This window comes from Mycobacterium sp. (assembly GCF_965277065.1).
Taxonomy (GTDB): Bacteria; Actinomycetota; Actinomycetes; order Mycobacteriales; family Mycobacteriaceae; genus Mycobacterium.
In genome coordinates this window covers 641,411-667,795 of the sequence record NZ_CBDIBT010000018.1, presented here as the reverse complement: position 1 = coordinate 667,795, position 26,385 = coordinate 641,411, and the positions used below count along the sequence as shown (strand labels likewise).

Here is a 26,385-nt window from a genome sequence, read left to right as displayed (position 1 = left end):
ACCGGCCGACGCCAGAGCGTCAGGATCCACCCGTGCGATACGCGATTCCACGTCGTACGGCACAATGATCGCGGTCGCTCCCGCGATCCGGCTGACGGCCCGTGCCATCTTGTCGGCCGTGCGGTCGTGCAGCAGCCGTCCCAGCATCGCGGAGTAGGTCCGGCGCGGCAGCAGGACGGTCACCTTCGTCTCCGGGTGGTTGCTCTTCACCTGCAAGACGAATTCCTGTGCGACCCGGCCCAAATTGCGGTCCGGACAGTCGATGACCCGCAGCGGGGTGTCGTGCTCGAAGTGCTGCCAGCGCTCCTGCAGCTTGGCGGAGTGTTCCGCGTCGACCACGAAGTGCACCGCGGTCAACTCGTCGGCGTGCAGCCCCTTGCCGTAGCGCAGCGCCTCGACCTCGGCGAGGTCGACCGAGTCCACGAAGATGAACACCCGGAGCCGCGCGTACTTGGCCAGCTCGGGACGCTCGGTGCGCGACATCTCTAGAACCGAAGCCTCCGCGCTGTACTGCCTGTTGAGTCGGATCAGCCCGTACACCAGGATCGGGAACACCACGACGACCAGCCAGGCGCCTTCGGTGAACTTGGCCACCACGAAGATGCCCACCACGATCGTCGACATCAGACCCGCGGAGAAGTTGACCGCCACCTTGCGGCGCCAGCCGGGCCCGCGGCGGGTGTAGTGGTGCTTGGCCATGCCGAAGCCGGCCATCGCGAACGCGGTGAATACGCCGATTGCGAAGAACGGCACCAGCGCGCTGAGCTTGGCACGGGTCACCAGCAGCAGGGCAACCGCGATCGCGGTCAGCGTGATGATGCCGTTGGAGAACACCAGCCGGTGGCCGCGTTTGGTCAGCGGTCGCGGCAGGAAGCGGTCCTCAGCAACGAAACTCGCCAAGGCCGGGAAACCGTTGAACCCGGTGTTGGCGCCGGCGAAAAGGATTGCGGCGCTGGAGGCCTGGACCGACAGGTACAGAATGTCGCCCAGCAGCCCGTGACCGAACACCGTGCGGGCGATCTCCGAGAGCATTGACGGGTATTCGTCGATGTACGGGGTGGCATGCGTGATGTGCGCCAGCCAGGCCACACCGGCCAGCAGGACCGCCAGGATGCACGCCATCAGGGTCAGCACCCGACGCGCGTTGGCGCCTTGCGGTTCGCGAAAGACGTTGACGGTGTTGGAAATTGCCTCGACACCCGTCAGCGACGTACCACCGTTGGCGAAAGCCCGCAGCACCACCAACACCGTGGCGCCCATCACCAGACCGCCGCCCTGATGCACCGGCACCGCACCGTCGAGGGCGGCCGGGTTGTACGTCGGCAGGCCCCACATGATTTCGCGGATCAGCCCGGTCACGATCGTCAGCAGCATCATGCCGACGAACCAGTAGGTGGTGACCGCGAAGATCCGCCCGGATTGCCGCAGCCCGCGCAGGTTCGCCAGGCAGATCAGGACCAAGACGGTGATCGTGAGTTCCAGGTGGTACGGGCGCAACACCGGGATCGCCGACACCACCGCGACCGTGCCGGCGGCGGGCTGGACGGCGGCGGTGACCACGTAGTCGATCAGCAGTGCCGCGGCCGCGATCTGCGCGATCCGGGGCCCGAAGTTGTCCCGGGCCACCATGTAGGCCCCGCCGGTCCGGGTGTAAGCCATCACCACCCCGCGGTAGGAGGCGGAAACCAGCAACAGGATGACAAGAATGACGCCCATGATCGGCAGCAGCAAAGTGAATGCCGCCATGCCTGCGCGCGGCAGCAATTCGGTCATGACCTGCTCGGGACCGAACGCGGTCGAGGAGATCGCGTCCGGCGCGATCGCGCCCAGCGCAACCGGGTTCGACAGTCGCTCAGAATCCAGCTGTTCGCTTGTCAGAGGCTTGCCGAGGAAGATGCGCTTCCAACCGTCACTGAACGACGGCGGGATATCCGCGTTGCGCTGTGCTGCAGTAACCACGTATCACTTTCCTCCGGAGTCGGCGACCCGCGGAGTCGAGTCATCCACGTAGGTCCGCTGCGGTCCGGGGCAACTCTAACGGATCAACCTCCTGGTCCGCTGACCTCGCGCATTCAGCAGCAGCCGAACTCGCCATCGCGATGCGGGTGGCGATGTCATAGGCGACAATCTGCGCGTTCGCGCCCGGAATCCGGCTGATCACCTTGGCAATCATGTCTGCGGTGCGATCGTGCAACAGCCGGCCCAGCAGCTGCGAGTACTCCCGACGCGGCAACAACACTGTGACCTTGGTGTCCGCCTGCTCGGCCATGACCTCGAGCACCAGATCGTGAGCGCCCCGGGCGAGGTTGCGGTCGAAGCAGTTCACCGTCCGCAAAGCGGTGACATGTCCGAAGTGCTGCCATTGCTGCCGCAGTTGAGCGGCGTACACGGAGTCCAGGACGAAGTGCACCGCGGTCAGCTCGTCGGCGTCCAATCCCCTGGCGTAGCGGATCGCCTCGACCTCGGCCAGGTCGACCGAATCGATGAACACCAACACGCGGTGGCGGGCATGCTTGTTCAGATCTGGCGGTTCGATGACCGATGTTTCGAGCACCGACGTTTCGGCGCGGTATTGCCGGTTTACCCGCATCAGCGCGAAGACCAGGATCGGGAAGACCACGACCACCAGCCACGCGCCCTCGGAGAACTTCGCGATCGCGAAGATGCCGACCACGACCGTGGACAGGATTCCCGCCGAGAAGTTGATCGCCAGCTTGTACTGCCAGCCGGGCCCGCGGTGGGTTAGCCAGTGTTTGGTCATGCCGTAGCCGGCCATCGAAAAGCCGGTGAACACCCCGATCGCATAGAACGGCACCAACGCGTTGAGCGAACCACCCGTCCCGATCAGCAGAGCCACCGCCAGCACCGTCAGCGTGATGATGCCGTTGGAGAACACCAACCGGTGGCCGCGCTTCATCAGCGGCCGCGGCAGGAAGCTGTCCTCGGCAACGAAACTCGTCAACGCGGGAAAGCCGTTGAAGCTGGTGTTGCCGCCGGTGTAGAGAACCAGCGCGGTCGCCGCTTGGACCACGAAGTAGATGACCTTTCCGAAGGTGCCGTCGCCAAACACCGCCCTCGCGATCTCGGACAGCATCGACGGATAACCCGAGGCGTAGGGGAAGGCGTGCGTCACGTGCGCGAGCCAGGCGACACCTGCCAACAGGAACGCAAGGATGCACGCCATGATGACCAGCACTTTGCGGGCATTGACGCTCTCGGGCGGACGAAATGCGTTGACGGTGTTGGAGATCGCCTCGACGCCGGTCAGCGACGAACCGCCATTTGCGAAGGCCCGCAACACGATCAGCAGCGTGGCGCCCATGATCAGGCCGCTACCTTGCTGGACGGGCACGGCCCCTGCGGTGTGGGCCGGGTCGTACACCGTCAAGCCCCCGGTGAATTCCCGAATGAGTCCGACAACGATCGTCAACGAGACCATGCCGACGAACAAATAAGTCGGCAGCGCGAACGGAAGCCCGGCCTCCCGCAATCCGCGCAGGTTGGCAAAGCACATCACCAGGACGATGCCGACGGTGATTTCCAGGCTGTACGGACCGAGCGCGGGAATCGCCGACGCGACCGCCACCGTCCCCGCCGCACACTGCACCGCGACGGTGACCACGTAATCGATCAGCAGCGACGCCGCGGCGATCTGCGCGATCTTGGGTCCGAAGTTCTCCCGGGCGACCACATACGACCCGCCAGCGCGGGTATAGACCGCCACCACCTGGCGATAGGACGCGGCCACCAGGACCAGGATGAGCAGGATGACGCCGGTGATCGGCAGTAGCAACGCGAAGGCCGCCATACCCGCAGCCGGGAGCAGCTCGATCATCACCTGCTCGGAACCGTAGGCGGTTGACGAGATCGCGTCCGGGGAGAGCACACCGAGCGCAATGGGGTTGGAGAGGCGCTCGTGCTGAAGCTGGTCGTTGATCATCGGCCTCCCGAGGAAGGCCCTCTTACACCGGTCGGAGAACGACGGCGATATCCGTAGATCGCCGGCCAGTTGTGACATAGCAAACACCTCGCGCAATTTCTAGGTTTTTACAGAAACGGGCTTGGACCTCGGCAAAGCCTAGGGTCTTAAGCTGGAATTCGCGTGCCAGAAACCGCGTATCCGGGTTTCGAGGAACCTTCTTTACGGAATCTTGATGCCTTGCGGCGCGCGCTAGCCAGTCGTGACCGTCGGGGGCTGTGCATAGTCGGCGATCAACGATCCGTCAGCAAGCTCGTCGAACCGGTCGAGTCCCTCATCGACGTCCTCGTCGATCCCCCGAAGCGGGCCGGGCTCGGTCAGACAGCGCCGGGCGTAGAGCCGCGCCACGACAGCTTTGCGGTCGGTGCCGCCGGTCGCCTGCTCCCAGGCGGCCTGCTCGGTCAGCAGGGCGCCCGCGTAGACGTCGCCCATGAATACCGACAACGGGAACAGCCTCGCCTCAGCCACCTCGGGCGGCAGCTTGGTCCAAGCCGTGATCGCCGCTTCGAGGTCCTCGATGCGGCGGCGCACCAAGCGGGTGGCGTCGTCGGATTCCTCGGACACCGACACCGCATCGTGCAGGCGTTCCAGCAGCGGCTGATGGGCGCCGATGCGCTCGATGCCGCGCCGCACATCCAGGCACAGGATGTTGTCAGCACCCTCCCAGATGGTGTTGACCTGAGCATCCCGCAAAAGCCTTGCCACCGGCCAGGTTTCGATATAGCCGTTGCCGCCGTGGATCTCGATGGCATCGGAGGCCATGGTGATTCCCAGTCGGCACACCTTCAGCTTGGTGACCGGCACGGCGATGCGCTGCCGGATCGGGCGCGGCTGGCGATGGTTGGGCAGTCCGACGCCGTCGAACACCAGCGCCTGAGCGGCTTCGACGTCGACGATCATCTCGGCGAGCTTGCGCCGCATCAACGGTTTGTCGATCAGCCGGCCGCCGAAGGCCTGCCGCTGCCGGGCATAACACAGCGATTCGACCAGGGCGCGGCGCGAATTGCCCAGGGCGAACAAGGCGATGCCGAGCCGGGCGGCATTGGTCAACTCCATCATCCGGCCCAGGCCCTTGCCGTCGGATGGCTGCGAGTCGGTGCCGGGTTGATCGGGGCTGGCTTCTCCGGACAACAGGAAGGCTTCGGCGTCGACGAGCTCGATCTCGCCGGAGGCCACCGAACGGGTGCCCAGTTTGTCCTTGAGCCGCCGGATCCGGATGCCGTTGCGCGAGCCGTCGCGCCGGGTCCGCAGCACCAGGAAGCTCGCCGCGCCGCGGCTGGAGTCGGGTGCGCCTTCGGGCTTGGCCAGCACGACGAACACCTGGCCGTCGCAGTTGGACGCAAACCACTTGAAGCCGTTCAGGCGCCACGCATCTCCGTCACGGGTCGCCGTGGTCTCCAGTGCCCCGAGATCGGAGCCGCCGGCCCGCTCGGTCAGCAGCTGCGCGGTCTCGCCTTCCCACTCGCCGCTGGCGAACTTGGCCAGGACATGTTCGCGGACATCGGCCGGCGCGAAGGCCGCGACCAGCGACTTGACCATGCCGCCACCGGTGCCCAGCGCACAGCCCATGCCGATGTCGGCCTGGTCGAGCAGATAGTTCGCGGCGAACAGCGGCATCGACGACGTGAAGCCGGCGGCGCGCGCATCGTCTTTGAGCGCCTTTTGCGCGCCGAGCACCGCGCGTTTGGACTCGACGAACGACGGCGGTTGGACCACCTCGCTGACGTCGTGACCCCAGCGGTCGTAGCGCTCCAGGCGGGCCGGGTTGCGGTCGGTCTGCTCGGCCCACCGGGCCACCGGACCGCCCATCAGCAGGCCGATATCGCGCAAGTGCGGTTCGGCGACGGCCAGCTCCTCGGGCTGCAGGTAATAGGCCATCGTCTGCTGCAGGGTCGGGTCGCTGAGATACCAGTTGAGGCCGACGGCCCCCCGGTAGTTCTGCGTGCGGTAACGCTGCGACTTCTCCGGAGTGCTGAACGGCAGCCGGTCGACGGCCTCGTCGCTGTAGTGGGTCATCGCCGGTCTCAACCCCCGAGACGCTCGACGGCTGCGGCAATCCGCTCGTCGGTGGCGGTCAACGCCACCCGGACGTGGCGGGCACCCCGCGAGCCGTAGAACTCGCCCGGCGCCGCCAGAATCCCGCGCTGCGCCAGCCATCCGACGGTGTCGCGGCACGGCTCGTCGCGGGTGACCCAGAGATACAGGCCGGCCTCGGAGTGGTCCACGGTGAAGCCCGCCGCGCGGAACGCCGGCAGCAGCACGTCGCGCCGTCGCCGGTAGCGGTCGCGCTGCTCGCGCTCGTGGGCGTCGTCGTCGAGGGCGGCGGTCATGGCCGCCTGCACGGGCCCCGACACCATCATCCCGGCGTGTTTGCGCACCGCGAGCAGCTCGCCGATCAGCGCGGCGTCACCGGCGACGAAGCCGGCACGGTAGCCGGCCAGCGAGGAACTCTTGGACAGCGAATGCACGGCCAGCAGACCGGTGTGGTCGCCGTCGCTGACCGAGGGGTGCAGCACCGACACCGGCTGCGCGTCCCAGCCCAGACCCAGATAGCACTCGTCGGACGCCACGATGACGCCGCGTTCCCGTGCCCAGCCGACCAGCTTGCGCAGATGGTCGACGCCGAGCACCTGGCCGGTCGGGTTGCTCGGCGAGTTCACGAAAAGCAGCGACGGGACCTGCGGGCCGATCTGAATGAGCGAGTCGGCGACCAGTACCTGCGCCCCGGCCAGCCGCGCACCGACGTCGTAGGTCGGGTAGGCCAGCTCCGGCACCACCACAAGGTCGTCGGCGCCGAGCCCCAGCAGGGTCGGCAGCCAGGCGATCAACTCTTTGGTGCCGATCACCGGCAGTACCGCCGACTCGGCCAGCCCGGTGATGCCGTACCGGCGACTCAGCGCGGTGACCGCCGATTCGCGCAGCTCCAAAGTGCCCGCAGTGGTGGGGTATCCGGGTTCCGCGCTGGCCGAGGCGAGCGCCTCCCGGATCAGCGGGGCCACCGGATCGACGGGTGTGCCGACCGACAGGTCGACGATGCCGCCGGCGTGCGACTTGGCCAGGGCACTGGCATCGGCCAGGGTGTCCCACGGAAACTCCGGCAACAGAGCTGACACAGTCGACAGTGGCCGGCGGTTCACCAGGCGGCTCAGTCGTCGTGAGCCTGTGGCGGGAGGTCCTTCACCGATTGCGGGTCGTTCTCAGTCAAGCCGACTTTGGCTGCGCCGCCCGGAGATCCGAGCTCTGCGAAGAAGTCCGCATTGATCTGCGTGTACTGGCCCCACTGCTCGGGAACGTCGTCCTCGTAGTAGATTGCCTCGACCGGGCAGACCGGCTCGCAGGCGCCACAGTCGACGCATTCGTCGGGGTGGATGAACAACATCCGAGCACCCTCGTAGATGCAGTCGACCGGGCACTCTTCGATACATGCCTTGTCTTTGAGATCGACGCAGGGTTCGGCGATCGTGTACGTCACTGACGTCTCCTCCACGGTCTCCAGGTAGCTGATGGGCTGTGAGCCGGTAGGTGCCTGGCCATCTGGTTTGGCAACGTCCCGGCGGTGTTACTGATACTAGACGTTGCATATACAACGCAAGTACCTGGCCGCTATGCGCGTCGGTGCAGTGCAACTAGTTGCATAGGCTAGGCCATTGTTTCTATGCTGCGCCGGTGGCCCTCCCCCACGCGATCCTGGTGTCGCTGTGCGAACAATCCGGTTCCGGCTATGAGTTGACGCGCCGGTTCGACCGCTTGATCGGGTACTTCTGGAGCGTCACCCACCAGCAGATCTATCGCACGCTGCGGACGATGGAGGCTGACGGCTGGGTGTCGGCGACGGTGGTGGCGCAGCAAGGACGGCCGGACAAGAAGGTCTACACCGTCTCCGATGCCGGGCGTTACGAGTTGGCCCGCTGGATCGCGGCGCCGCTGGCCGCCGGCGGTTCCGGCGACGGCCTGACCCGTGAGGTCGCGGTCAAGCTACGCGGCGCAGCCTTTGGCGACCGGGGCGCGCTGCACGAGCAGATCGTCGCCCTTCGTGCCGAACGGGCCCAATTGCTGGACACCTACCGGGGATTCGAGAAGAAACAGTTCTCCGACCCGAAAGTACTGCACGACAGCGCATTACACCAGTATCTCGTGCTGCGCGGTGGAATTCGCGCCGAGGAAGGCACGATCGACTGGCTCGACGAAGTGGCTTCGGGCCTTGCCAAGACGTCGAAGAAGGGGAGCCCGTGAATTATCCAAACCTGTTGTTCCCCTTGGACATCGGATTCACCGCGCTGCGCAACCGGGTGATCATGGGCACGCCGCCACCGGCAAGGCACCGAGCTAGCCGCCCGGCTGTAATACCGCGCCGAACGTGAAGCTGCCGTCACGCGCGGCGAGGCGGTAGCGCTCAGGCCGCCAGTGGGTTGTAGTCCGTGGTGCGCTGACGCGCCGGACGACCAATCCCTTCAGCGATTGCGGTGAGCTCCGAAACGGTCTTGGCGGAGCCGAACTCAGAGCCGGCCATTCGCGAAATCGTCTCCTCCATCAACGTGCCGCCCAGGTCATTGGCGCCGCCGTTGAGCATCACCTGGGTGCGCTCGGTACCGAGCTTGACCCAGCTGGTCTGGATGTGAGAAATGCGGCCGTGCAGCATGATCCGCGCCAGCGCATGCACGGCGCGGTTGTCGCGGTGGGTGGGACCCGGGCGCGCCGCGCCGGCCAGGTAGAGCGGGGAGTTCTGGTGCACGAACGGCAACGGCACGAATTCGGTGAAGCCACCGGTGCGGTCCTGGATGTCGCGCAGCACGTTGAGATGCCCGACCCAGTGCCGCGGGTCGTCGACATGGCCGTACATCATCGTCGACGATGACCGCAAGCCCACTTGGTGTGCGGTCGTAACGATCTCGATCCACATCGAGGTGGGCAGCTTGCCCTTGGTCAGCACCCAACGGATTTCGTCGTCGAGGATCTCTGCCGCGGTGCCGGGGATGCTGTCCAGCCCGGCCTCGCGCAGGCTGGTCAGCCACTCGCGAACACTCAGGTTGCTCTTGGTGGCGCCGTTGGCGATCTCCATCGGCGAGAACGCGTGCACATGCATCGACGGCACCCGCGCCTTGACCGCGCGGACCAGATCGGCGTAGCCGGTGACCGGCAACTCCGGGTCGATGCCACCCTGCATGCAGACCTCGGTCGCGCCGGCCACGTGCGCTTCCCACGCCCGCTGGGCGACCTCGTCGGCCGACAGCGAGAAGGCGTCGGCATCGTCCTTGCGCTGCGCGAAGGCGCAGAACCGGCAACCCGTGTAGCAGATGTTGGTGAAGTTGATGTTCCGGTTGACCACGAAGGTCACGTCGTCGCCGACCACGTCACGACGCAGCGAATCTGCCAGTGCAGCAACGGCTTCCAGCGCCGGCCCGTCGGCGTTGGCCAGTGCGAGATACTCCGTGTCGGTGCACGATGCGGGGTTGCGCTCGGCGGAGCGCAAGGCGGCGAGCACGTCGGCGGCAAGACGCTCGGGCGCTGCGGCGCCCTTGGCGGCCAAGTCGTGCACCTTGGCGCGGATCGACTCCCAGTCGCCGAACGCGCTGTCGAGGTCACTGCGGGCCTCGGTCCGGCGGCCCTCGGTGTCGATCGCCGCGTTGAGGTCGACGCGGCCGGCGGATGAGACGTCGTCGGGTTCCTGCCACGGCATACCCACCGGTGTGACGTCGCGGGCCAGCCCGGTGGCCGGATCGGCCAGTGCGGCAACGTGACCGCGCACCCTGGGGTCGATCCACGCCGATCCGGCCTGCACGTACTTGGGCTGGGCGGTCAGACGCTCAACCAAGTCGTACCCCGCGGCCGCGGTGACCGCCGCCAGGCCGTTGAGGGCGGGCCACGGCCGCTCCGGGTTGACGTGGTCCGGCGTCAGCGGAGACACACCACCCCAGTCGTCGACTCCGGCGCCGATCAGCGCCACGCACTCCTGCTCCGAGACCAGGTTCGGCGGCGCCTGGATCCGCATCGCCGGGCCGAGGACCAGTCGCGCGACGGCGATGGTGGCCAGGAAGTCGTCCATTCCGGCGTCGGGCACCCCGGCCATCGCGGTGTGCTGCTTGGCCCGGAAGTTCTGCACGATGACTTCCTGAACGTGGCCGAACTCTTTGTGCGACTTGCGGATTGCGTGCAGCGTCTCGGCCCGCTCGGTGAGCGTCTCGCCGATGCCGACCAGCAGTCCGGTGGTGAACGGAATCGAGAGCCGGCCCGCGTCGGTCAGCGTCCGGAGCCGGACGTCGGGGTCTTTGTCCGGACTGCCGTAGTGCGCAAGGCCTTTCGTCTCGAACAACCGCCGCGACGTGGTCTCCAGCATCATGCCCATCGACGGGGCCACCGGCTTCAGCCGCGACAGCTCCGACCAGCTCATAACGCCGGGATTCAGGTGCGGCAACAGCCCGGTTTCCTCCAGCACCCGGATCGCCATCGCGCGCAGATAGGACAGCGTGGAGTCGTATCCGCGCTCGTCCAGCCATTCGCGCGCCTCCGGCCACCGATCCTCCGGGCGATCGCCGAGGGTGAATAGGGCTTCTTTGCAACCGAGTTCGGTGCCCCGACGCGCGATGTCGAGGATCTCGTCGGGCTCCAGGTACATGCCTGCGCCCTGGGCGCGCAGCTTGCCGGGGACCGTGACGAAAGTGCAGTAGTGGCAGGAGTCGCGGCATAGATGCGTCACCGGGATGAACACCTTGCGCGAGTAGCTGACCGGCAGCCGTCCGGTGTGGCCCCGCCGTCCGGCCGATTCCAGACCGGCGTCGCGCACCCGTGCGGCGCTGCGACAGAGGTCGGCCAGGGCGTCGCCGCGGGCGGTCAGGGCGACCGCCGCCTCATCGACGTTGAGCGCCACGCCGTCGCGGGCCCGCCGCAGCACCCGGCGCACTGCAGACCTGCCAGGTAGAGGGGGCACTGACGGGCTGGCTAGCAGGGTCGGCTCTTCGCCCGGAGTCAACGGCACGTTGGTGTAACTTCCGGGCAACCACATTTCATCCGCACGTCCCAACTGTCCGAGACCCGACGCATGCCATGAGCGCCAACAGTAGCCTCCGGCCACTCGTCACGGAGTTCCTGCCCTCAGCGGGCGGGCCGCTGTCGCAGCAGGACCCAGAAGGGCGGCAGCAAACCGACCGCGAGCAGCAACAACGGGCTGTACGCGAAGAGTCCCCGGCCGGCGAAGATGACGTCGTCACCCGGACCGGGCAGGCACATCACCAGGACGGTCAGCAGCCAGGTCCACAGCGGCAGCGCGGCGACGCGTACCGAGGTGGTCCATCGCGCGGCGGCCCACACCAGCGACGTGTTGATCAGGCCACTGATCAGCGCGCTGATCGGGAACGGGACCGAGCCGATGTAGGACGGCAACAAAAGGGCGCCGCCGACCGCGGACAACACACCGTCGACAGCCAGCAACGCCAAGATGGCGACTCGAAAGGCGGTCAGGTCGGGATGCTGTCCAACTGCGAAACGGTGGACATGACCTCCCACTGGAAGCTGCCCAGTCGGTCCTGCCAGTGCTGCTGGTTCTGGTCCAGATCGGGGTCCATTCCGGCAGCCTACCGGGTCGCGGGCTCGGCAAGGTCGACTCCGGCGAGCAGATCGGTCTCCCAACCGCGGGCGTCTCGGTCGCCTGCGACGCCGGCGGCCAGAACGTAGTGCTCCTGCGCGACGATGGGCAGCGCGATGTTGTTCGACAGCGCGAGCGTGCGGCCGGTGGGCCCCACGGTGAGTTGCGTGGCGTGCGCGCGCAGCGCCGCCGTCTTCGCCGGTAGCGCGTCCGGATCGTCGATGACGGCGTCGATCTCGTCGTCGGGGTAGCCGAGTTCACCGAAGTCGCCGTCGGGTGGTGGGACGATCCAGCCGTCGCGCAGATCGCCGGGGCCAAGCGATCCCCACGCCGCGATGAACGTGCTGCGGGCGATGACCGACCAGTAGAACTTCGGCACCGCCCACGGCGTGCCGGGGTATCCGTCGGTGCCGGCGGCCGCGACGGCCGCGGCGGTGACGACGTGCGCCTGGACGTGGTCGGGGTGGCCGTATCCACCGTTCGGGTCGTAGGTCACCACGACGTGCGGACGCAGCTCGCGGATGATCTCGACGAGCGCGCCGACGGCTTCGTGCTGGTCGGCGTCGCTGAATCGCTCGCGGTCGCGCGCCTCGGAACCGACCATGCCGGAATCGCGCCACCGGCCCGGGCCGCCGAGGTAGACCGGCCCGTCGAGGCCCAGGGCGCGCAGTGCGGCGGTCAGCTCGCCGATCCGGTAGCCACCGAGTTGGTCGGCGTGGTCGACGGCCAGCTGCGCCCACTGGTCACCGATGACCTCGCCCTCCTCGCCGAGCGTGCAGGTGACGACCTGCACCTGCGCCCCGCGCGCCACGTAATGGGCGATCGTGGCCCCGTTGGTGATGCTCTCGTCGTCGGGATGGGCATGCACGAACAACAGCCGCGGGCTCTGAAGCATGGCACGCACCCTACTCGCGCGCTGCGCGGCAAAGGATTTCGCGGGCTGGACGCCTGAGCTGCAAAAATAGTCGAAGCATCGGCAACGCCCGCCCGGCCGAAAGATACGTCGCTGGCTACTATCGTCGGATGGGACAGCAGACGGCACCGGTCCGCACCCGGCGCCGGGGCAAGCAACTCGAGGACGCCCTCTGCGAGGCGACGCTGGCCGAGCTGTCGGCTGTCGGTTACGGCGGACTGACCATGGAGGGCATCGCCGCGCGGGCCCGGACCGGCAAAGCCGCGCTGTACCGACGCTGGTCCTGCAAGCATGACCTGGTTCAGGCGGCGTTGCTCTACGCGCTGCCACCGTTTCCCCAGCCACGCCCGGACCGCTCGGCGCGGGAGAATCTGCTGGCTGTGCTCAGCGCCCACTGCGACCTGGTGGCGGGCAAGACCGCATTTCCGGGCCTGGCCAGCCTGCAGCAGTTGCTGCACGAGCCGGAGCTGCGGGCCATCTTCGCCGACGCCGTGGTCGGGCCGCGGTTGCGGATGACCGAGTCAATCCTGCAGGCCGGCGCGGCCGACGGCGAGATCGACGCGGCCACGCTGACGACCTACACCGCCCGGGTCGGCACCGCGCTGGTTCAACAGCAACTGCTCCTCACGGGCGCCCCGCCGAACAAACGTCAGCTCGCGCAGATCGTCGACACGGTGTTGCCGCATCCAACCTGATCGCGCCTTGTACGCAGTAACAGCCAACACGCGAAAAGGCGGGCCGCCCCCTGGTCGGTCCGCCTTTTAGCGTGTGAGTGTTCGACGTGGGACATCGATCAGAATCTGCGCGGGACGCGCCGCCGTGGATGGCAGCGATCTCGAGTAGCTGGTGCATGCCCCCGGCTGCTGATTCAACCGGTACATCGAACCGTACCTGAGAGCAAGCTTAGGAAAACGGTTTTGCTTACTTTTGTCCAATAAGAAACGAATCGTTACGCAGGGCTTATGCAGCCAGGATCGCCGCATGACTTATTGCGCCGCTCCTCCGCATCGCTACGCTCTGCATCGTCACCGGCGCGACTTATTGCGCGGTCTTCACCCATTGCCCGGCGTCGCCGACGATGCCGACCGGCACCGCGCCGGAGAGGCTGACGTTCTGCACGCTCGGGCCCGCCCCGACGATCGTGGTGTCCTGCAGGATCGGCAGCACCGTCGACATCTCCCAGAGCCGCGGCTCCACCGCGTTGATCACATCGTTGATGTCTTTGGTGCCACCGAGGGCGGCGTCGATATCTCCCTGGACGCTGTGATCGCAGATGCCGGTCAAATTCGACGGCGCCTGCACCAGCGCGCCCGGTTCCTGCGCACGCGACGGGGGCGACGAGGTGGCTGCCGTCGGCGTCGTCACGGGAGCCGGCTTGGATGACGGGCCGGACGATGCGGTCGGGCCCGCGGCGGTGGACACCGCCGTCGCCTCCAACGCCGGGCAGCTGTAGCGGGACGCCAGCAGCGTCGCCAGGTTTCCGCCGGCCTCACTCCAGCCCACCAGCGCGTCGACCCGGTTGTTGACCAGCGCGTCGCGGTACATTGCGACCGGGTCCAGGGCAAGCACCGTCGCGGCGATGCCCACATTGCGCAGCTGGTCGGCGGCGGTGTTCGCCACCGCCAGCGAGGTCGGGTCGTTGGCCGCGACGCCGATCACCAGCGTCAGCTCTTTGCCGTCCTTGGTGACGTGGCCGCGGGTGTTCTCCGGAGTCGAGGTGTCGTTGTCGATCTGGTAGCCCGATGCTTCGAGCAGCCCCAGCGCCGCAGTCCGGTTCATCGCCGGCGGCGCGGTCGGCACGTAGCCGGGATCACTCGGCGATCGGATCTGCGCCTGGTCCAGGCTGACGGTGTTGTCGCTGCCCGCGCCCACCGCAGCGAGCAGGTCGACGTCGAGCAGCCCCAGGATTGCCTTGCGCACCTGCCCGTCGGCAAGCTTCGCGACGTTGGCCCGCAAGGTCAGCTGCATTACCCGTGGCGTCATGATCCGGGCCGTCCGCACGTCGGGGATCGCCGACAGCTGCGCGAAAACCGCTGAGCCACCATGCACTTGGGCCACCTGAGTGTCGCCGTTGCGGACCGAGTCGGCCAGCACGGCGGGCGCCCCGGCCCGGCGGAACAGCACCAGATCCGGCTTGGACGGCGGGCCCCAATAACGGTCGTTGCGGGCGAGCAGGATCTCGTCGCGCTGCGGGTCGATGGACTCGACCCGGAACTGTCCGCCGGTCACCGGCAGGGCACGGGCCAGCCCGGCCGGGAAGCCGCCGGGCACGTCTTTGACGATGTGCGCCGGAAGGATGTTGGTGAACAATTCGCGCCACGCCGGGTAGGGCCGGGAGAAGGTGACGACGGCCTGCTTGCCGCCGTCGATCGACTGCACCCCGGTGATCAGGTCATAACCGGCCGGGTCGACTACCCCGGGCTGGCCGACCATCTGCCGCCACAGGTACCAGAAGTCGTCCGCGGCGATCGGGGCGTTGTCGGTCCACTGCGCCTCCGGCCGGATCTTGTAGGTGACCGTGAACGGGCTCTCGTTGGTCACCTCGGCGGACATCAGCAGCGTCGGATCCAGCTCCCACCGCGATCCCGTCGGCGTGTTCGGATCGGCCACCGGACGGAAGGCACTGGGCAAGACCAGCGCGCTGACCGCGGCGTTCACCGCGTTCAAATCGGACAGCAGATGCGGGTTGAACCCCGGACCGATCGAATCGATGCCCACAATGATCTGGGTCCTGCGCTGCGGCGGCGGCGACGTGCTGCGCGAGGTCTCGGTGCTCTGCGGCGCCGGCGGCGGGCTGACCGAGCAGCCGCCGACCGCCAACAGCGAAACCAGCACGCCGACGGAGACGCGGCGAGCTCGTTTCGGCACGCCCCACAGGGTATCTGGGCCGCTATGCCCGTCGACGCTCAATGCGACGCGTCAGCCACGGGCCTTCGCCCGCGCCTTGCTGCGAGCACGGGTCGTAGCGTCCAGATCGTTCTTGCGGACTCGGACGATCTCGGGTGTCACCTCGACGCACTCGTCGTCGGCGCAGAACTCCATCGCCTGCTCCAGGCCCAATTCCAGCGGACGGGCGAGCGTCTCGAAGACGTCGGCCGTCGACGAGCGCATGTTGGTCAGCTTCTTCTCGCGGGTCGCGTTGATGTCGAGGTCCTCCGCGCGGGGATTGATCCCGACGACCTGGCCCTCGTAGGTGTCGTCGCCGGGTTCGACGAAGAACTGCCCGCGATCGGCCAATTGGGTCAAGGCGAACGGCGTGATCTTGCCGGTTCGGTCCGAGACCAGCGACCCGGTGTGGCGGGCCCGGATCTCACCGGCCCACGACCGGTAGCCGTCGAACACGGCGTTGGCGATGCCGGTGCCACGCGTGATGGTGAGGAAGTCGGTGCGGAAACCGATCAGGCCGCGGCTGGGCACGATGAAGTCCATCCGGACCCAGCCCGCGGCGTGGTTGGCCATCTCCTCCATCCGTCCCTTGCGCGCGGCCATCAGCTGGGTGATCGCGCCGACGAATTCGTCGGGGCAGTCGATGGTCATCGCCTCGAACGGCTCGTGCAGCTTGCCGTCGACGGTCCTGGTGACGACCTGCGGCTTGCCGACTGTGAGCTCGAAGCCTTCCCGGCGCATCTGCTCGACCAACACCGCCAGCGCGAGCTCGCCTCGGCCCTGCACCTCCCACGCGTCGGGCCGGTCGATGTCGACGACCTTGATCGAGACGTTGCCGACGAGTTCAGAGTCCAAGCGCGACTTCACCATTCGCGCGGTGAGTTTGTGTCCGGAGACCTTGCCGGCCAACGGTGAGGTGTTGGTCCCGATGGTCACCGAGATGGCGGGCTCGTCGACGGTGATGCGCGGCAGCGCGTGGGCGTGCTCGGTGTCGGCCAACGTGTCGCCGATCATGATCTCCGGCAGCCCCGCCACGGCGACGATGTCACCCGCGATCGCCTCGTCGGTGGACGACCGTTCGACACCCTCGGTGACGAGCAATTCGGTGATCTTGGCGTTCGTGATGACGGGGTGGCCGTCGACCTCTCGCATCCAGGCCACCTGCTGGCCCTTTTTGATGCGGCCCTTGTAGATCCGGATCAGCGCCAGCCGACCGAGGAAGGCCGACGCGTCGAGGTTGGTCACCAGCGCCTGCAGCGGGGCTTCGGGGTCACCCTGCGGCGGCGGGATGTGCTCGAGCAGCACATCGAATAGCGGGTCCAGGTTCTCGCCCGCGGGGTTCTCGCCGTTGGTCGGCTCGGTGGTGCTGGCGATGCCTGCGCGGCCGGAGGCGTACAGCGTCGGCAGCCCGAGCGCGTTTTCGGCAGACGCCTGGGCTTCCTTGTCGAGGTCGGATGCGACATCGAGCAGCAGGTCGTGACTTTCGGACACCACCTCGGCGATGCGGGCGTCGGGGCGGTCGGTCTTGTTGACGACGAGGATCACCGGCAGATGTGCGGTCAGCGCCTTACGCAGCACGAAGCGGGTTTGCGGTAACGGGCCTTCCGAGGCGTCGACCAGCAGCAGTACGCCGTCGACCATGGACAGGCCCCGCTCGACTTCACCGCCGAAGTCGGCGTGCCCGGGTGTGTCGATGACGTTGATGACGGTCATCGAGCCATCCGGGTGCTGGCGATGCACCGCGGTGTTCTTCGCCAGGATCGTGATGCCCTTTTCCTTCTCCAGGTCACCGGAGTCCATCAGGCGTTCGATCACGTCGTCGCCGCGATGAGTCAGCGCCCCCGATTGCCGCAACATCGCGTCCACCAGGGTCGTCTTGCCGTGATCGACGTGAGCGACGATGGCGACGTTTCGGAAATCCACGACATGAATTGTCGCAGCGCAGGTCACCAATCGCGAAAACGCGACCTGTATACAGGAGGTCACGTGAAGTTCGAAAAGTACGCGACGGCAAAGCATAAGAAGAAGTGCTGCCGCTCCACGCCCCGGTGCAAGCGCTGCCCCTTGGTGTTGCACGAGGTCCAGAAGGCGCAACGAAACGGTATCCACGGCAAGGAGTTGGAGAAGGTGTTCAAGCGCGCCCGAAAGGCATGACGACCTGGAACGTTGACGGGCGCAAGGACCGGGCCTCGGCACTCGTCTCCAGCCCGTCCCGGGCGGGTAGCGACCGGCTGGAATCCGAGGCGACGGTGGGTCGACTCTCCGAGACGCAGGTTGCGGCGACCCTCGGGGGTCTGTGAGCCATCGGCCCGTACGGTGTGCTGCATGTCACCCCGCCGCAGCGGCCGCACGGCCGACCCGGGTCTAGAGGATTCCCGCTAGCACGGTCACAAAGGCGTGGTCGGCGGGCACCCAGTCGATAGCGGCAAGCTCCGAGGCAGACACCCAGCGCAGCGCGGCATGATCGTGCGGCTGGGGTTCGCCGCGCAGCAGCGTGGCCTGGTAGGCCCGCAGCGTGGAGGTCGGGTTGAGCTCGACGTCGTCGCCCAGCCGCTCGCCGACCTCCACCTCTACGCCGAGTTCCTCGGCGAGTTCGCGAGTCAGCGCCGCCTCTTCGGTCTCCCCCGCGGCGACCTTGCCGCCCGGCAGCTCCCAGCGGCCGGCCAGTTCCGGCGGCCGAACACGCTGCGCGACCAGCAGCTTGCCCTCGGCGACGACAGCTGCGGCGACCACGATCCGGTTGACCATCGCAGCTGACGGTATACGGTCGGGCATATGGCTGTGTTAACGGACGAACAAGTGGATGCCGCGCTGCCTGACCTCAGTGGATGGGAACGCAAAGATGGCGCACTCCGTCGGTCGGTGAAGTTTCCGAAGTTCCTTTCCGGCATCGAGGCGGTCCGCCGAGTAGCTCAGCGCGCCGAGGAAAAGGATCATCATCCGGACATCGATATCCGTTGGCGGACAGTGACTTTCGCGCTGGTCACACATTCCGAAGGTGGTATCACCGACAAAGACGTCGCAATGGCGCACGACATCGACGCGATTGTCGCGGAGTAGCGGCCGGCGAACAGATTAACCGCGCCCCTAGGCAAGCTGGCCGACTCGGCGATTGACTCGGAATTCACTCAGTAACAAGTGGGCGCCCGATCCTCGCGCTTTCACCTGTGCGTCGAGCACGGTGGTCTGCGGGACGTTCAGGCGGCCCATAGCTAGGGATCCAACTCTGCTATCGGTCGGGCCGCCGGCGTAACAGGCTGTCTAGCGACGCGAGAATCGGACTACTGCGCGCACTTCTTGAAAAAGCTGAATAATTGTTAAACGCGCCTCAGTTTTTTATCAGTTTATGTTCACATATCGGACGCCATCCACATACACTGAGCGAGCTTCAGCGTTTGCGAAGCAAGGTCGCTTGAGAGGAATTCCGGTGAACTCTCGTCGTTTCACACTCAGCCTCGGCGTCGTCGGTAGCGGCGTGCTGGCCACTGCGTTCTTCCAGGCCGCAGTCGCTGCCGCCGACAAGTACGACATCACGCCGGATCCAACGTCGGCCGGGCCGTTCACCGCCATTGACGGGATGCCACCTCAAGACCAGGCGGTTGCCGGACTTCAGTACTACAACTACCAGGACCTCACGACCGGAGACACTGGCTCGTTCGAAGGCCTCTCACTGCACGACGTCGCCGCCTCCGGCGTCACCAACCAGGAGATCCTTGCCCTTCCGCAAGCTTTAGCGATGCAGCGCGACGCCCTGGTCGGCGGCGACAACGCCCCGGCACAAGGATCGTTCTTCGACACACTCAACTACGGCAACGGTGTCGACAATGTGTACACCGACCTCGCCGGTACAGGGTTGGGCTCGACGAACACGATCAGCGACACCGTCGTCACGCCCTTCGGCAACTTCACTATGCCCACCACCTTTGATGCGACCGCCGCGTTGCAGCCTGCCGAGTTCACCTATCCGTCGAACTCGGCTGTCTTCCCCGGCTACAGCTTTGTGCCCGACGCCAATGACCATCTGGAGATCCGCTCGATTGGCGGAACGTTGCCGTTCGATCAGTCGGTCTCGGGCATTCAGATCTACGACGTCGACGACGCGACCGGCACCGAGGTCGACCAGTTCGAGGGCGTGTCGTTCAACGATGCCAACGCTGTGGGCCAGACCAACCAGGAAATCCTGGTAACCGACAACCTCGCCTTTACCATCCCGGATCCGGTAAAGGCTGCAGCTCAAGGCGGATTCGGCGGCGGCGGATTCCGCGGAGGCGGCTTCGGCGGTGACTCCAGCCCCGCCACCCCTTCGCCCGGGTCGGTATTCGAAACGACCAATTACGGGCACGGGTTCGAGAATGTGTACTCCGACGTCGCGGCGACCGACACCACACCGCAGATCGTCAATGATTCCTTTGTCACGCCGTTCGGGGACCTCAACATCCCTACGACGTTCGACGCGTCCGCGGCAGCGCCCGCCGCGCAGTTCACCTACCCGGCAGGATCAAGCGCCTTCGGCGATTTCAGCTACGTGCCCGACTCCGCAAACGCAGAATTCGTGACCTCGACAAGCGGCCAGGCATTGATGAGTCAAACCGTCACAGGTCGTCAGCTGTATGACGTCGAAAACCCATCCGGAACCGAGGTCGGAAGTTTCGAAGGCGTGTCAACCCACCAGGTGGACGCGCTCGGTTTCAGCAACCAGGAGATCTTGGTTACCGGCGCGAGCCTGGTGAAAGAACCGACCCCGGTCGCCCAGGACCTTCTGGTCAGCGGGTACGACGGAACCGATGCCCCAGCGGCCGGCTCGTTCTTCGACACCTTCAGCGGCTTCGGTTATGAGAACATTTATTCCGACGTCGTCGCGGCAAACGGCGCGACGAATACAATCACCGACACCCTGGTCACGCCGTTCGGCGATATCAACATTCCGGTCAGCTTCACCGCCACAGACGCCTTGACCGCGGCGTCGTTCCTCTTCCCGACCGGTTCGACGGCCGTTGACGCAGCGGCGGCTCTGAACCCCAGCGATTTCGGTGCCGAACTCAGCTCACTGCTCGACCTCGGCCACTGGTTCTCGTTCTGAGGTCCTGCGAACCAATGATCTGCCGTCATCTGGTGCTGCACGGAGCCAGTTGCCCGGGGGTTCGTCTAGCTGTTCAGCGGTCCGCAGACCCGCGACCAAATACTTTGCTGCGGGCGCAACCAAGCGCGTCGGCTTGACTGAGATTTTCCTGAGCGCGGTCTTAGCTCCTAGGCTGGATCGGGCCGAAAACGACGGCTGTTGCGGTTAATAGACGGGGCGGCGCGAAGTCTGATCAAGAAGCACCTCCATGCGCGCCGTCGCCCAGAATGAACTCGGCGGCCCAGAAGTTCTACGAATCGCTCGGTCCCTAGACCACAAACTGCCCAGTCGACCCGTGCGCCAGGTGGCGCTTGAACAACCGTGTGGCGAGAGTGCTGCCGACAGCCGTTGTCTGGCAACAGAATGCGGGCCTAAGTTCGCGGCTGGGCCACCGCGCGGGCAGGTTTGGAGCGCCGAACACTGGCCGCGATCCAGGCCAGCGTGGCCAGCGTCGCGACGATGTAGACCAGCCCGCCCCAGGCTTGGTACCACGGTCTGCCGTTCTGCCAGATCGTCGGCTGCGCAAAGCTCAGCAGCCATGGCACGCCGATGATGGTGAGCGCCAGCCACATCCAGCCGAGGATGCGCGCGCCGAGGCGGTCGCACAGTGGCCCGTGCAGCAGCCAGATCATCAACGGCACCAACCACACCCAGTGGTGAGTCCAGGAGATCGGCGACAGCAACAGCCCGAACAGCTCAACGACCAACAGCGGCCCGAGTTGTTCGCTCCCGTGGGCATTCATTGCGCGCCAGGCGAGAATGGAAAGTATTGCGGTGACGGCGATCCCGATCAATACCGCCGGGCTGTAGCCGGCGTCGTGGCCGAAGATCCGGCAGACGCCGCCCCGCCATGACTGGTTGAAGATCGTGCACATGGGACCGATTCGATCGGTCTTGAAGATCAAATCGGTGAAGTAGTAACGGGTTTGGTCTCCGACGACCAACGCCGATACTCCGATCGTGGCGAAGAAGATGACCGCTGAAAACACCGCCGCGCCCCACCGTCGGGCGCCGACGAAGTACAGGCCCGCAATCGCCGGCGTCAGCTTCATCCCGGCCGCCGTCCCGATCAGCAGCCCGGACAACCACCAGCGCGCGGAGAACGCGGCCAGCAACACGGCCAGCACGAGCAGCACGTTGATCTGGCCGTAGTCGAACGTGCTGCGCAGCGGCTCGAGCCAGATCGCGATCCCGGTCCACAACATCGCGAGCCGGCGCCCCTCTCCCGGCGCCGCGCCGAGTAAGCGCTGGCTGATCCGGACCACCCCGTACAGGGCCGCCATCGTCCCGACCGTCCAGCAGAACGCGACCAGGCCGAACGGCAGCAGATGCAGCGGATAAAAGACGACGGCCGCGAACGGCGGATACGTGAACGGCAGCGGGAAATCCGGCGTCTGATCGGCGTAGACGTAGTGATACAGGCTGCCTGGGTGGTCGATCATGGCGGCCCCGCCGACGTAGACGTGTAAGTCGACGAAATTGGCCCCGTTGGGCGCCAGGTAGGTCCAGGCCAGCCGCGCCAGGACGCTAACGACCAGAACCACTGGACCGATCGTGTCGACCGACATCGCGCGCCGGCGGTGGGTGATCGCCGCGGGAGCGGCCGAAGTGGTGTTGATCTGCACGACTCTATCGCCGGGTCCGGCGAGCACAGCGGCAACAGCCATGAGGCCGCTCGGTCACCGCAACCGTTCGGTTCAGTAACGGTCGCATAAATGCCACACGTGTCACTTGAGTCACTTGAATATCAAGCGGATCGTCTGCGCCGAGGACCTGTCACCGAGATTCAGGAGAGTCATGTCAACCATCAAGACCTTCGTCCGCGCCACGGCTGTAGTGGCGGGCTCGTCGGCAGCGTTGCTCATGGGCGGATTGATGGGCACAGCCCACGCCGACCCAGCACCGGTGCCCGCACCCGACATCAGCCAGCAACTCGTCGGCACCGCGGCTCAGGCGCCGCAGATGCTGCAAAGCGTCGCCGGCGCCCTGGGCGGTCAGCCGGCCACGCCGCCGCCGCTGGCCAGCGCGTCGATCAAGATGCCGCAGCAAGCAGCAACCACCACACCGGGAGCTACGTCGCTGCTTCCGGGCTTGGCGTCGCCCACTCAGGCCACGAGCGCGGCACCCGGACTTGGTATTCCAGGTCTGACGTCCCCGACTCCGGCCGCGACGTCGGCACCGACTCTTGGCATTCCGGGGCTGACGTCTCCGGCTCCGGCCGCGACGTCGACACCCGGTCTCAGCCTTCCGGGTCTGACACCCGCCGTTCCGGCGGCTACACCGACGACCAACCCCGCGGGGATGCTGCCCCAGGCTCAGCTGAACCTGCCGCAGATTCCGGGGCTGCCGTTCCCACTGCCGCAACAGGTGTCGCTGCCCGGCGACCTCACCTCGCTGCTCACCGGCGGATCACCGCTCAGCAGCGGCCTCGCCTCGGCTGCAGGTATTCCGGCCGCTGCTGCCGCTGCACCGGCGGCGTCTCTGCCGTTGACCGCAGCACCGGCGACCTTGCCGTTGGCGACCGCTCCGGTGCTGCCCGCGGCGGCCGGCGCATCGCTGTTCCCGGTTTCCGCCCTGCCCTGACCGAGCTACCGGCCGGCTAGCGCCACCGTGCGCTAGCCGGCCACCACCAACTTCGACGACTGGGGAGACACCATGTACTTCGCACGCAACCTGATCAGCACCTTCGCCGCCGCGGCCGTCGCAGCCAGCGCCGCAGTGGCCCTGTCCCCCACCGCGGTAGCCGACCCGGCGCCGCCCGCACCGCTTCCCGCGCAGCAGCTACCGGCAATACCCGGAATGCCGGGGCTGCCGGCGCTGACCGAACTGAGCCCGATCATCCAGCAGGCCGCCGGCAACCCCGAGCAGGCCACGCAGCTGCTGATGGCCGCGGCACAGGCGTTCAGTCGCAACCCGTCGGCGCCTGAAGAGTCGAAAAACGTTGCGGCGTCGGTGAATCAGTTCGCCGGATCGCCCGAAGCCGCCTCGACCGCGCACGTCGTTCCGCCCGGTGTCGAGCCGGGCACGCAGGCGCACCTGCCGACCGGTATCGACCCAGTCCACGCGGCAGGTCCCGCACCCGAGGCCGCCACGCCGGCCCCCCCGAACGCCGCTCCGGTGGCTGCCGCTGGAACTGTTCCCGCCGCTGCGCCGGTTCCTGCCCCCGCCGCCGCTCCTGCTCCGGCGCCTGCCGCCGCACCCGCGCCCGCGCCAACGGCAGCCACGCCGACCTTCAGTCCGGACGCGCCACCCACCCAGGACTTCATGTACCCGTCGATCAGCAACAACTGCGGAGGCGACGGCGGCACCGTGATGGCGCCCGTCCTGTCAGTGGCCGGTCCCGCCAAGATCCCGGCACCGGGCCCGGCCGCGGGCCAGACGGCCTACGTGTTCACCGCCATCGGTACGTCCGGACCGGCGGATGTGCAGAAGCTGCCGCTGAATGTCACCTGGGTGAACCTCACCAGCGGCAAGTCGGGCAGCGCAACCCTCAAGCCGCAGGCGGACATCAACCCGCAGGGCCCGACCACGTTGACCGCCACCGTCGACACCGGATCGGGCAGCATCATGTCGACGGTCTTCGGGCAGGTCAGCACCAAGGACAAGCAGTGCCAGTTCATGCCGACCATCGGCTCGACGGTGGTGCCGTAACCCCCCGTGCTTGTCCGATCTAGACCCGGACAATCCGCCGTCGCGCCCATCGTCGTGCGCGCGGCGGATTTCCGTCTAAAGGCCAGCTTGTGTCAGTAGGCCATGCGGTGCTAGTCGTTCATGGCCTTAATAAGCCATGAAGAGAATCGCGTCCCGGTCGTACTCCAGACCGGGGTGCGCGCTGGCCAGGTGGGCCTGCGTCAGATCGACCAGTTCGTCTTCGTCTTTGCCGGTGATCGCCTCGCCGCACGGGCAATTCAGATGTGTCTTCACGGTGTCGCCTCTCCTGCTGCTTTCTTGGCTGCCTTCATCTGCTTCTTGTAGGAACGCACCTTCTCCAGCGAGCCCGCGTCGGCGATGTCGGCAACCGATATGTGCGTGCCGGTCTTGCCGAATTCTCCTGCCGCGGCGCGCCAGCCCTTGGGAGTCACCGCGTACTGCTTGCCGAGTAAGCCCAGAAAGATCTGCGCTTTCTGCTCACCGAAGCCGGGTAGGCCCTTGAGCCGTCGCAACAGCTCGGGCCCGTCGGGATCGCCTGCGGTCCACAGCCCGGCGGCGTCGCCGTCGTAGTCGTCGACGATGATCCGCGCCAGCGTCTGGATCCGTTTGGCCATCGATCCCGGAAAGCGATGTATCGCAGGCTTTTCCGAGCACAGCGCGGCGAACTTGTTCGGGTCGTAGTCGGCGATCTCGGCGGCGTCGAAACCGCTCATCCGGTCGGCGATCTTCTTGGGACCGGCGAAGGCGGTCTCCATCGGCACCTGCTGGTCGAGCAGCATGCCGACCACCAGTGCCAGCGGATTCGCGGACAGAAGCTGATCGGCGTCGGTGTCCTGCGCCAGGCAGATCTGCACGGTCAACGACATTCCTTCCATGGAGCCAACGAGTACAACCCAACCACAATGACCCGAAAGAAGTGAAGGACACACGAGAACCCCGATGATGGGGGCGGGCTGTCGCCGTCTCAGTACTACTCGATGGCCGGCGCATAGCCGATTGCCGCCGGTCGCGGCGACTAGGCCGATGACCGTTTGCGACGGTTTCACCCAGTGTCGGCGCTACATGTGAAGCCGCCAGCGCTCGACGAGGATGGTACCCATCGTGTTGATCGCGAGAAGGGGCTGACGCCGTTCGCCGACGCATTACGGTGAGGCAATGGCCAGCACACCTGCCCACTCCGGCCGCGCGTTGAGAAACCTCGCCGGGTTCACCGGATTATCCTGCGTCGCCATCGGGATCTACCACTTCGCGCTTGGCACCGCCTCGGTTCCTGGTGCGACCGACGCTAACGCAACCGTCGATTCGCGGGAACGGTTCTACTCCGCCTATTTCGCCGGCTACGGGCTGGCCTGGTTGGGCGCGGCGCGCAAATCGCCCATCCGCGCCACCGAGATACGCCTGCTGGCCGGCCTGATGTTGGTCAGCGCGGTCGGACGGGTGATCTCGCTGGTCAACAACGGACGCCCGCACTGGTTCCAGGAAGTGTTGACCGCGGTCGAAATCGCCGTCCCGGCAGCATTTTTCGCATTGACCAGGACCAGATTGACTGCGTCCAGGCTGACTACGGCCGGCGAGAAGGAGTTGGCGGCCTAGCCGCTCTTGCGGCGGAACTCGCGGCGGTTACTCGCCGCGCCGTGGGCACCGGGCTGCTTGGCGCCGCGGTCTTTGTGGTCCGCGCCGCTCGATGACTTCGAGTTCTTGCGCTCGAGGGCTTCACGGAATTTACGTTTGGTGTCGTCCTCGGACGCCGATTCAGCCATGCCGGGAAGCCTAGCGCGCCCTCGGCGTCGCGGCGGCATTCACCGCAGGCCCGGCGGCATGCCGTAGACGTGCGCCACCGGCAGGGTCAGCACGACGCGACGGTCGGTGACCATCGCCTGCCGGTAGTCGTCCCAGTCCGGGTGCTCACCGGAGATGTTGCGGTACAACGCGATCAGCGCCTCGACCGTGTCGTCGCCGGGCGCGGCGGCCGGTGGGGTCAGCGTCGCGTTGCCTTCTGCGACGGCATACGACCAACCGTCGTCGGAGCTGACATGCAGCGACGCCCGCGGGTCGCGGCGCAGGTTGCGGGTCTTGGCCCGCGGTTCGGTGACCGACACCTGAATCACGGCATTGCGGGCATCGAAGTAGTACGAGACGTTGGACAGCTGCGGTCGGCCGTCCCGCTTGAGTGTGGCCAGCACGCCGAGCGAGTTGTCCGCGATCACGGCCAGCAACTTGTCGTCGAAAACGTGGCGCCCCATGGGATGAGCGTACGG

23 protein-coding genes and 2 pseudogenes are annotated in these 26,385 nt (G+C 66.6%); 9 read left to right on the top strand and 16 right to left on the bottom strand.

Translation table 11 applies throughout. The features are described from left to right. Nucleotides 1-18: 18 nt before the first annotated feature. The 5 genes and pseudogenes from ACQY5A_RS14755 to fdxA all read right to left on the bottom strand — a co-directional run. Nucleotides 19-1,959 (bottom strand): annotated as a pseudogene (locus ACQY5A_RS14755) (APC family permease); the annotation flags it as partial. A 130-nt stretch (nt 1,960-2,089) separates the two neighbouring features. Further along, nucleotides 2,090-4,018: pseudogene (locus ACQY5A_RS14750) on the bottom strand (APC family permease); the annotation flags it as partial. A 153-nt stretch (nt 4,019-4,171) separates the two neighbouring features. After that, complete coding sequence (locus ACQY5A_RS14745; protein WP_428341069.1) at nt 4,172-5,995, bottom strand: acyl-CoA dehydrogenase family protein; 1,824 nt, start codon at nt 5,993-5,995, stop codon at nt 4,172-4,174. 8 nt (nt 5,996-6,003) lie between these two features. Then, nucleotides 6,004-7,092 carry a succinyldiaminopimelate transaminase gene (gene dapC / locus ACQY5A_RS14740; RefSeq protein ID WP_428341068.1) on the bottom strand — a complete coding sequence of 363 codons (1,089 nt, stop codon included), beginning with the start codon at nt 7,090-7,092 and terminating at the stop codon, nt 6,004-6,006. A gap of 32 nt (nt 7,093-7,124) precedes the next feature. Beyond that, nucleotides 7,125-7,451 (bottom strand): ferredoxin, encoded by a 327-nt coding sequence (gene fdxA / locus ACQY5A_RS14735; RefSeq protein WP_428341067.1) that lies wholly within the window; start codon nt 7,449-7,451, stop codon nt 7,125-7,127. A 194-nt stretch (nt 7,452-7,645) separates the two neighbouring features. Between fdxA and ACQY5A_RS14730 the strand changes: the two genes are divergently transcribed. Continuing rightward, a complete protein-coding gene (locus ACQY5A_RS14730) occupies nt 7,646-8,212 on the top strand; it encodes a PadR family transcriptional regulator (protein WP_428341066.1) in 567 nt (188 codons plus the stop codon). A 160-nt stretch (nt 8,213-8,372) separates the two neighbouring features. On the opposite strand, the gene ACQY5A_RS14725 is transcribed toward ACQY5A_RS14730, so the two are convergent. From ACQY5A_RS14725 to mshB, 3 genes are all read right to left on the bottom strand, one after another. Then, on the bottom strand, nt 8,373-10,979 hold the full coding sequence (locus tag ACQY5A_RS14725; RefSeq protein ID WP_428341065.1) for a bifunctional FO biosynthesis protein CofGH: 2,607 nt from the start codon (nt 10,977-10,979) through the stop codon (nt 8,373-8,375). An 89-nt stretch (nt 10,980-11,068) separates the two neighbouring features. Next, nucleotides 11,069-11,479, bottom strand: coding sequence for a hypothetical protein (locus tag ACQY5A_RS14720; RefSeq protein WP_428341064.1), 411 nt, complete (start codon nt 11,477-11,479; stop codon nt 11,069-11,071). A gap of 68 nt (nt 11,480-11,547) precedes the next feature. Continuing rightward, nucleotides 11,548-12,453 (bottom strand): N-acetyl-1-D-myo-inositol-2-amino-2-deoxy-alpha-D-glucopyranoside deacetylase, encoded by a 906-nt coding sequence (mshB, locus tag ACQY5A_RS14715; protein WP_428341063.1) that lies wholly within the window; start codon nt 12,451-12,453, stop codon nt 11,548-11,550. Nucleotides 12,454-12,581: 128 nt separating this feature from the next. Between mshB and ACQY5A_RS14710 the strand changes: the two genes are divergently transcribed. Further along, nucleotides 12,582-13,166 (top strand): TetR/AcrR family transcriptional regulator, encoded by a 585-nt coding sequence (locus ACQY5A_RS14710; RefSeq protein ID WP_428341062.1) that lies wholly within the window; start codon nt 12,582-12,584, stop codon nt 13,164-13,166. Nucleotides 13,167-13,509: 343 nt separating this feature from the next. Here the strand turns inward: ACQY5A_RS14710 and ACQY5A_RS14705 are convergent, their stop codons facing one another. Next, nucleotides 13,510-15,348 (bottom strand): ABC transporter family substrate-binding protein, encoded by a 1,839-nt coding sequence (locus ACQY5A_RS14705; RefSeq protein WP_428341522.1) that lies wholly within the window; start codon nt 15,346-15,348, stop codon nt 13,510-13,512. Nucleotides 15,349-15,390: 42 nt separating this feature from the next. Continuing rightward, nucleotides 15,391-17,280, bottom strand: a complete 1,890-nt coding sequence (typA, locus tag ACQY5A_RS14700) for a translational GTPase TypA (protein WP_428341061.1) — start codon at nt 17,278-17,280, stop codon at nt 15,391-15,393. Nucleotides 17,281-17,343: 63 nt separating this feature from the next. On the opposite strand from typA, the gene ACQY5A_RS14695 reads away from it, so the two are divergent. Together ACQY5A_RS14695 and ACQY5A_RS14690 are read left to right on the top strand one after the other, a co-directional pair. Beyond that, on the top strand, nt 17,344-17,511 hold the full coding sequence (locus tag ACQY5A_RS14695) for a hypothetical protein (protein ID WP_428341060.1): 168 nt from the start codon (nt 17,344-17,346) through the stop codon (nt 17,509-17,511). Then, nucleotides 17,508-17,657 (top strand): hypothetical protein, encoded by a 150-nt coding sequence (locus ACQY5A_RS14690; RefSeq protein WP_428341059.1) that lies wholly within the window; start codon nt 17,508-17,510, stop codon nt 17,655-17,657. The genes ACQY5A_RS14695 and ACQY5A_RS14690 overlap by 4 nt, the downstream gene beginning before the upstream one ends. Nucleotides 17,658-17,721: 64 nt before the next feature. Here the strand turns inward: ACQY5A_RS14690 and ACQY5A_RS14685 are convergent, their stop codons facing one another. Further along, entirely contained in the window at nt 17,722-18,105 is a 384-nt protein-coding gene (locus tag ACQY5A_RS14685; protein ID WP_428341058.1) for a (deoxy)nucleoside triphosphate pyrophosphohydrolase, read from the bottom strand. Between the two features lie 27 nt (nt 18,106-18,132). Between ACQY5A_RS14685 and ACQY5A_RS14680 the strand changes: the two genes are divergently transcribed. After that, nucleotides 18,133-18,417 (top strand): 4a-hydroxytetrahydrobiopterin dehydratase, encoded by a 285-nt coding sequence (locus tag ACQY5A_RS14680; RefSeq protein WP_428341057.1) that lies wholly within the window; start codon nt 18,133-18,135, stop codon nt 18,415-18,417. A 367-nt stretch (nt 18,418-18,784) separates the two neighbouring features. Beyond that, entirely contained in the window at nt 18,785-20,437 is a 1,653-nt protein-coding gene (locus ACQY5A_RS14675) for a hypothetical protein (RefSeq protein WP_428341056.1), read from the top strand. 410 nt (nt 20,438-20,847) lie between these two features. Here ACQY5A_RS14675 and ACQY5A_RS14670 read toward each other — a convergent pair whose 3' ends face one another. Further along, nucleotides 20,848-22,143 (bottom strand): mannosyltransferase, encoded by a 1,296-nt coding sequence (locus tag ACQY5A_RS14670; protein WP_428341055.1) that lies wholly within the window; start codon nt 22,141-22,143, stop codon nt 20,848-20,850. Between the two features lie 130 nt (nt 22,144-22,273). Here ACQY5A_RS14670 and ACQY5A_RS14665 point away from each other — a divergent pair, with 130 nt between their 5' ends. Together ACQY5A_RS14665 and ACQY5A_RS14660 are read left to right on the top strand one after the other, a co-directional pair. Further along, complete coding sequence (locus ACQY5A_RS14665; RefSeq protein WP_428341054.1) at nt 22,274-23,059, top strand: hypothetical protein; 786 nt, start codon at nt 22,274-22,276, stop codon at nt 23,057-23,059. A gap of 72 nt (nt 23,060-23,131) precedes the next feature. Further along, nucleotides 23,132-24,127 carry a hypothetical protein gene (locus ACQY5A_RS14660; protein WP_428341053.1) on the top strand — a complete coding sequence of 332 codons (996 nt, stop codon included), beginning with the start codon at nt 23,132-23,134 and terminating at the stop codon, nt 24,125-24,127. A gap of 126 nt (nt 24,128-24,253) precedes the next feature. Here ACQY5A_RS14660 and ACQY5A_RS14655 read toward each other — a convergent pair whose 3' ends face one another. Further along, nucleotides 24,254-24,400, bottom strand: a complete 147-nt coding sequence (locus tag ACQY5A_RS14655) for a DUF1059 domain-containing protein (protein ID WP_067334757.1) — start codon at nt 24,398-24,400, stop codon at nt 24,254-24,256. Next, on the bottom strand, nt 24,397-24,981 hold the full coding sequence (locus ACQY5A_RS14650) for an HhH-GPD-type base excision DNA repair protein (protein WP_428341521.1): 585 nt from the start codon (nt 24,979-24,981) through the stop codon (nt 24,397-24,399). Before ACQY5A_RS14650 ends, ACQY5A_RS14655 begins: the two co-directional genes overlap by 4 nt. Nucleotides 24,982-25,282: 301 nt before the next feature. On the opposite strand from ACQY5A_RS14650, the gene ACQY5A_RS14645 reads away from it, so the two are divergent. Further along, entirely contained in the window at nt 25,283-25,720 is a 438-nt protein-coding gene (locus ACQY5A_RS14645; protein ID WP_428341052.1) for a DUF4345 domain-containing protein, read from the top strand. On the opposite strand, the gene ACQY5A_RS14640 is transcribed toward ACQY5A_RS14645, so the two are convergent. After that, nucleotides 25,717-25,887: a DUF5302 domain-containing protein gene (locus tag ACQY5A_RS14640; RefSeq protein WP_428341051.1), complete on the bottom strand. Its 171-nt coding sequence runs from the start codon at nt 25,885-25,887 to the stop codon at nt 25,717-25,719. The two genes, ACQY5A_RS14645 and ACQY5A_RS14640, sit on opposite strands and share 4 nt — an antisense overlap. 39 nt (nt 25,888-25,926) lie before the next feature. Continuing rightward, entirely contained in the window at nt 25,927-26,370 is a 444-nt protein-coding gene (locus ACQY5A_RS14635) for a PPOX class F420-dependent oxidoreductase (protein ID WP_428341050.1), read from the bottom strand. Between the last annotated feature and the right edge of the window lie 15 nt (nt 26,371-26,385).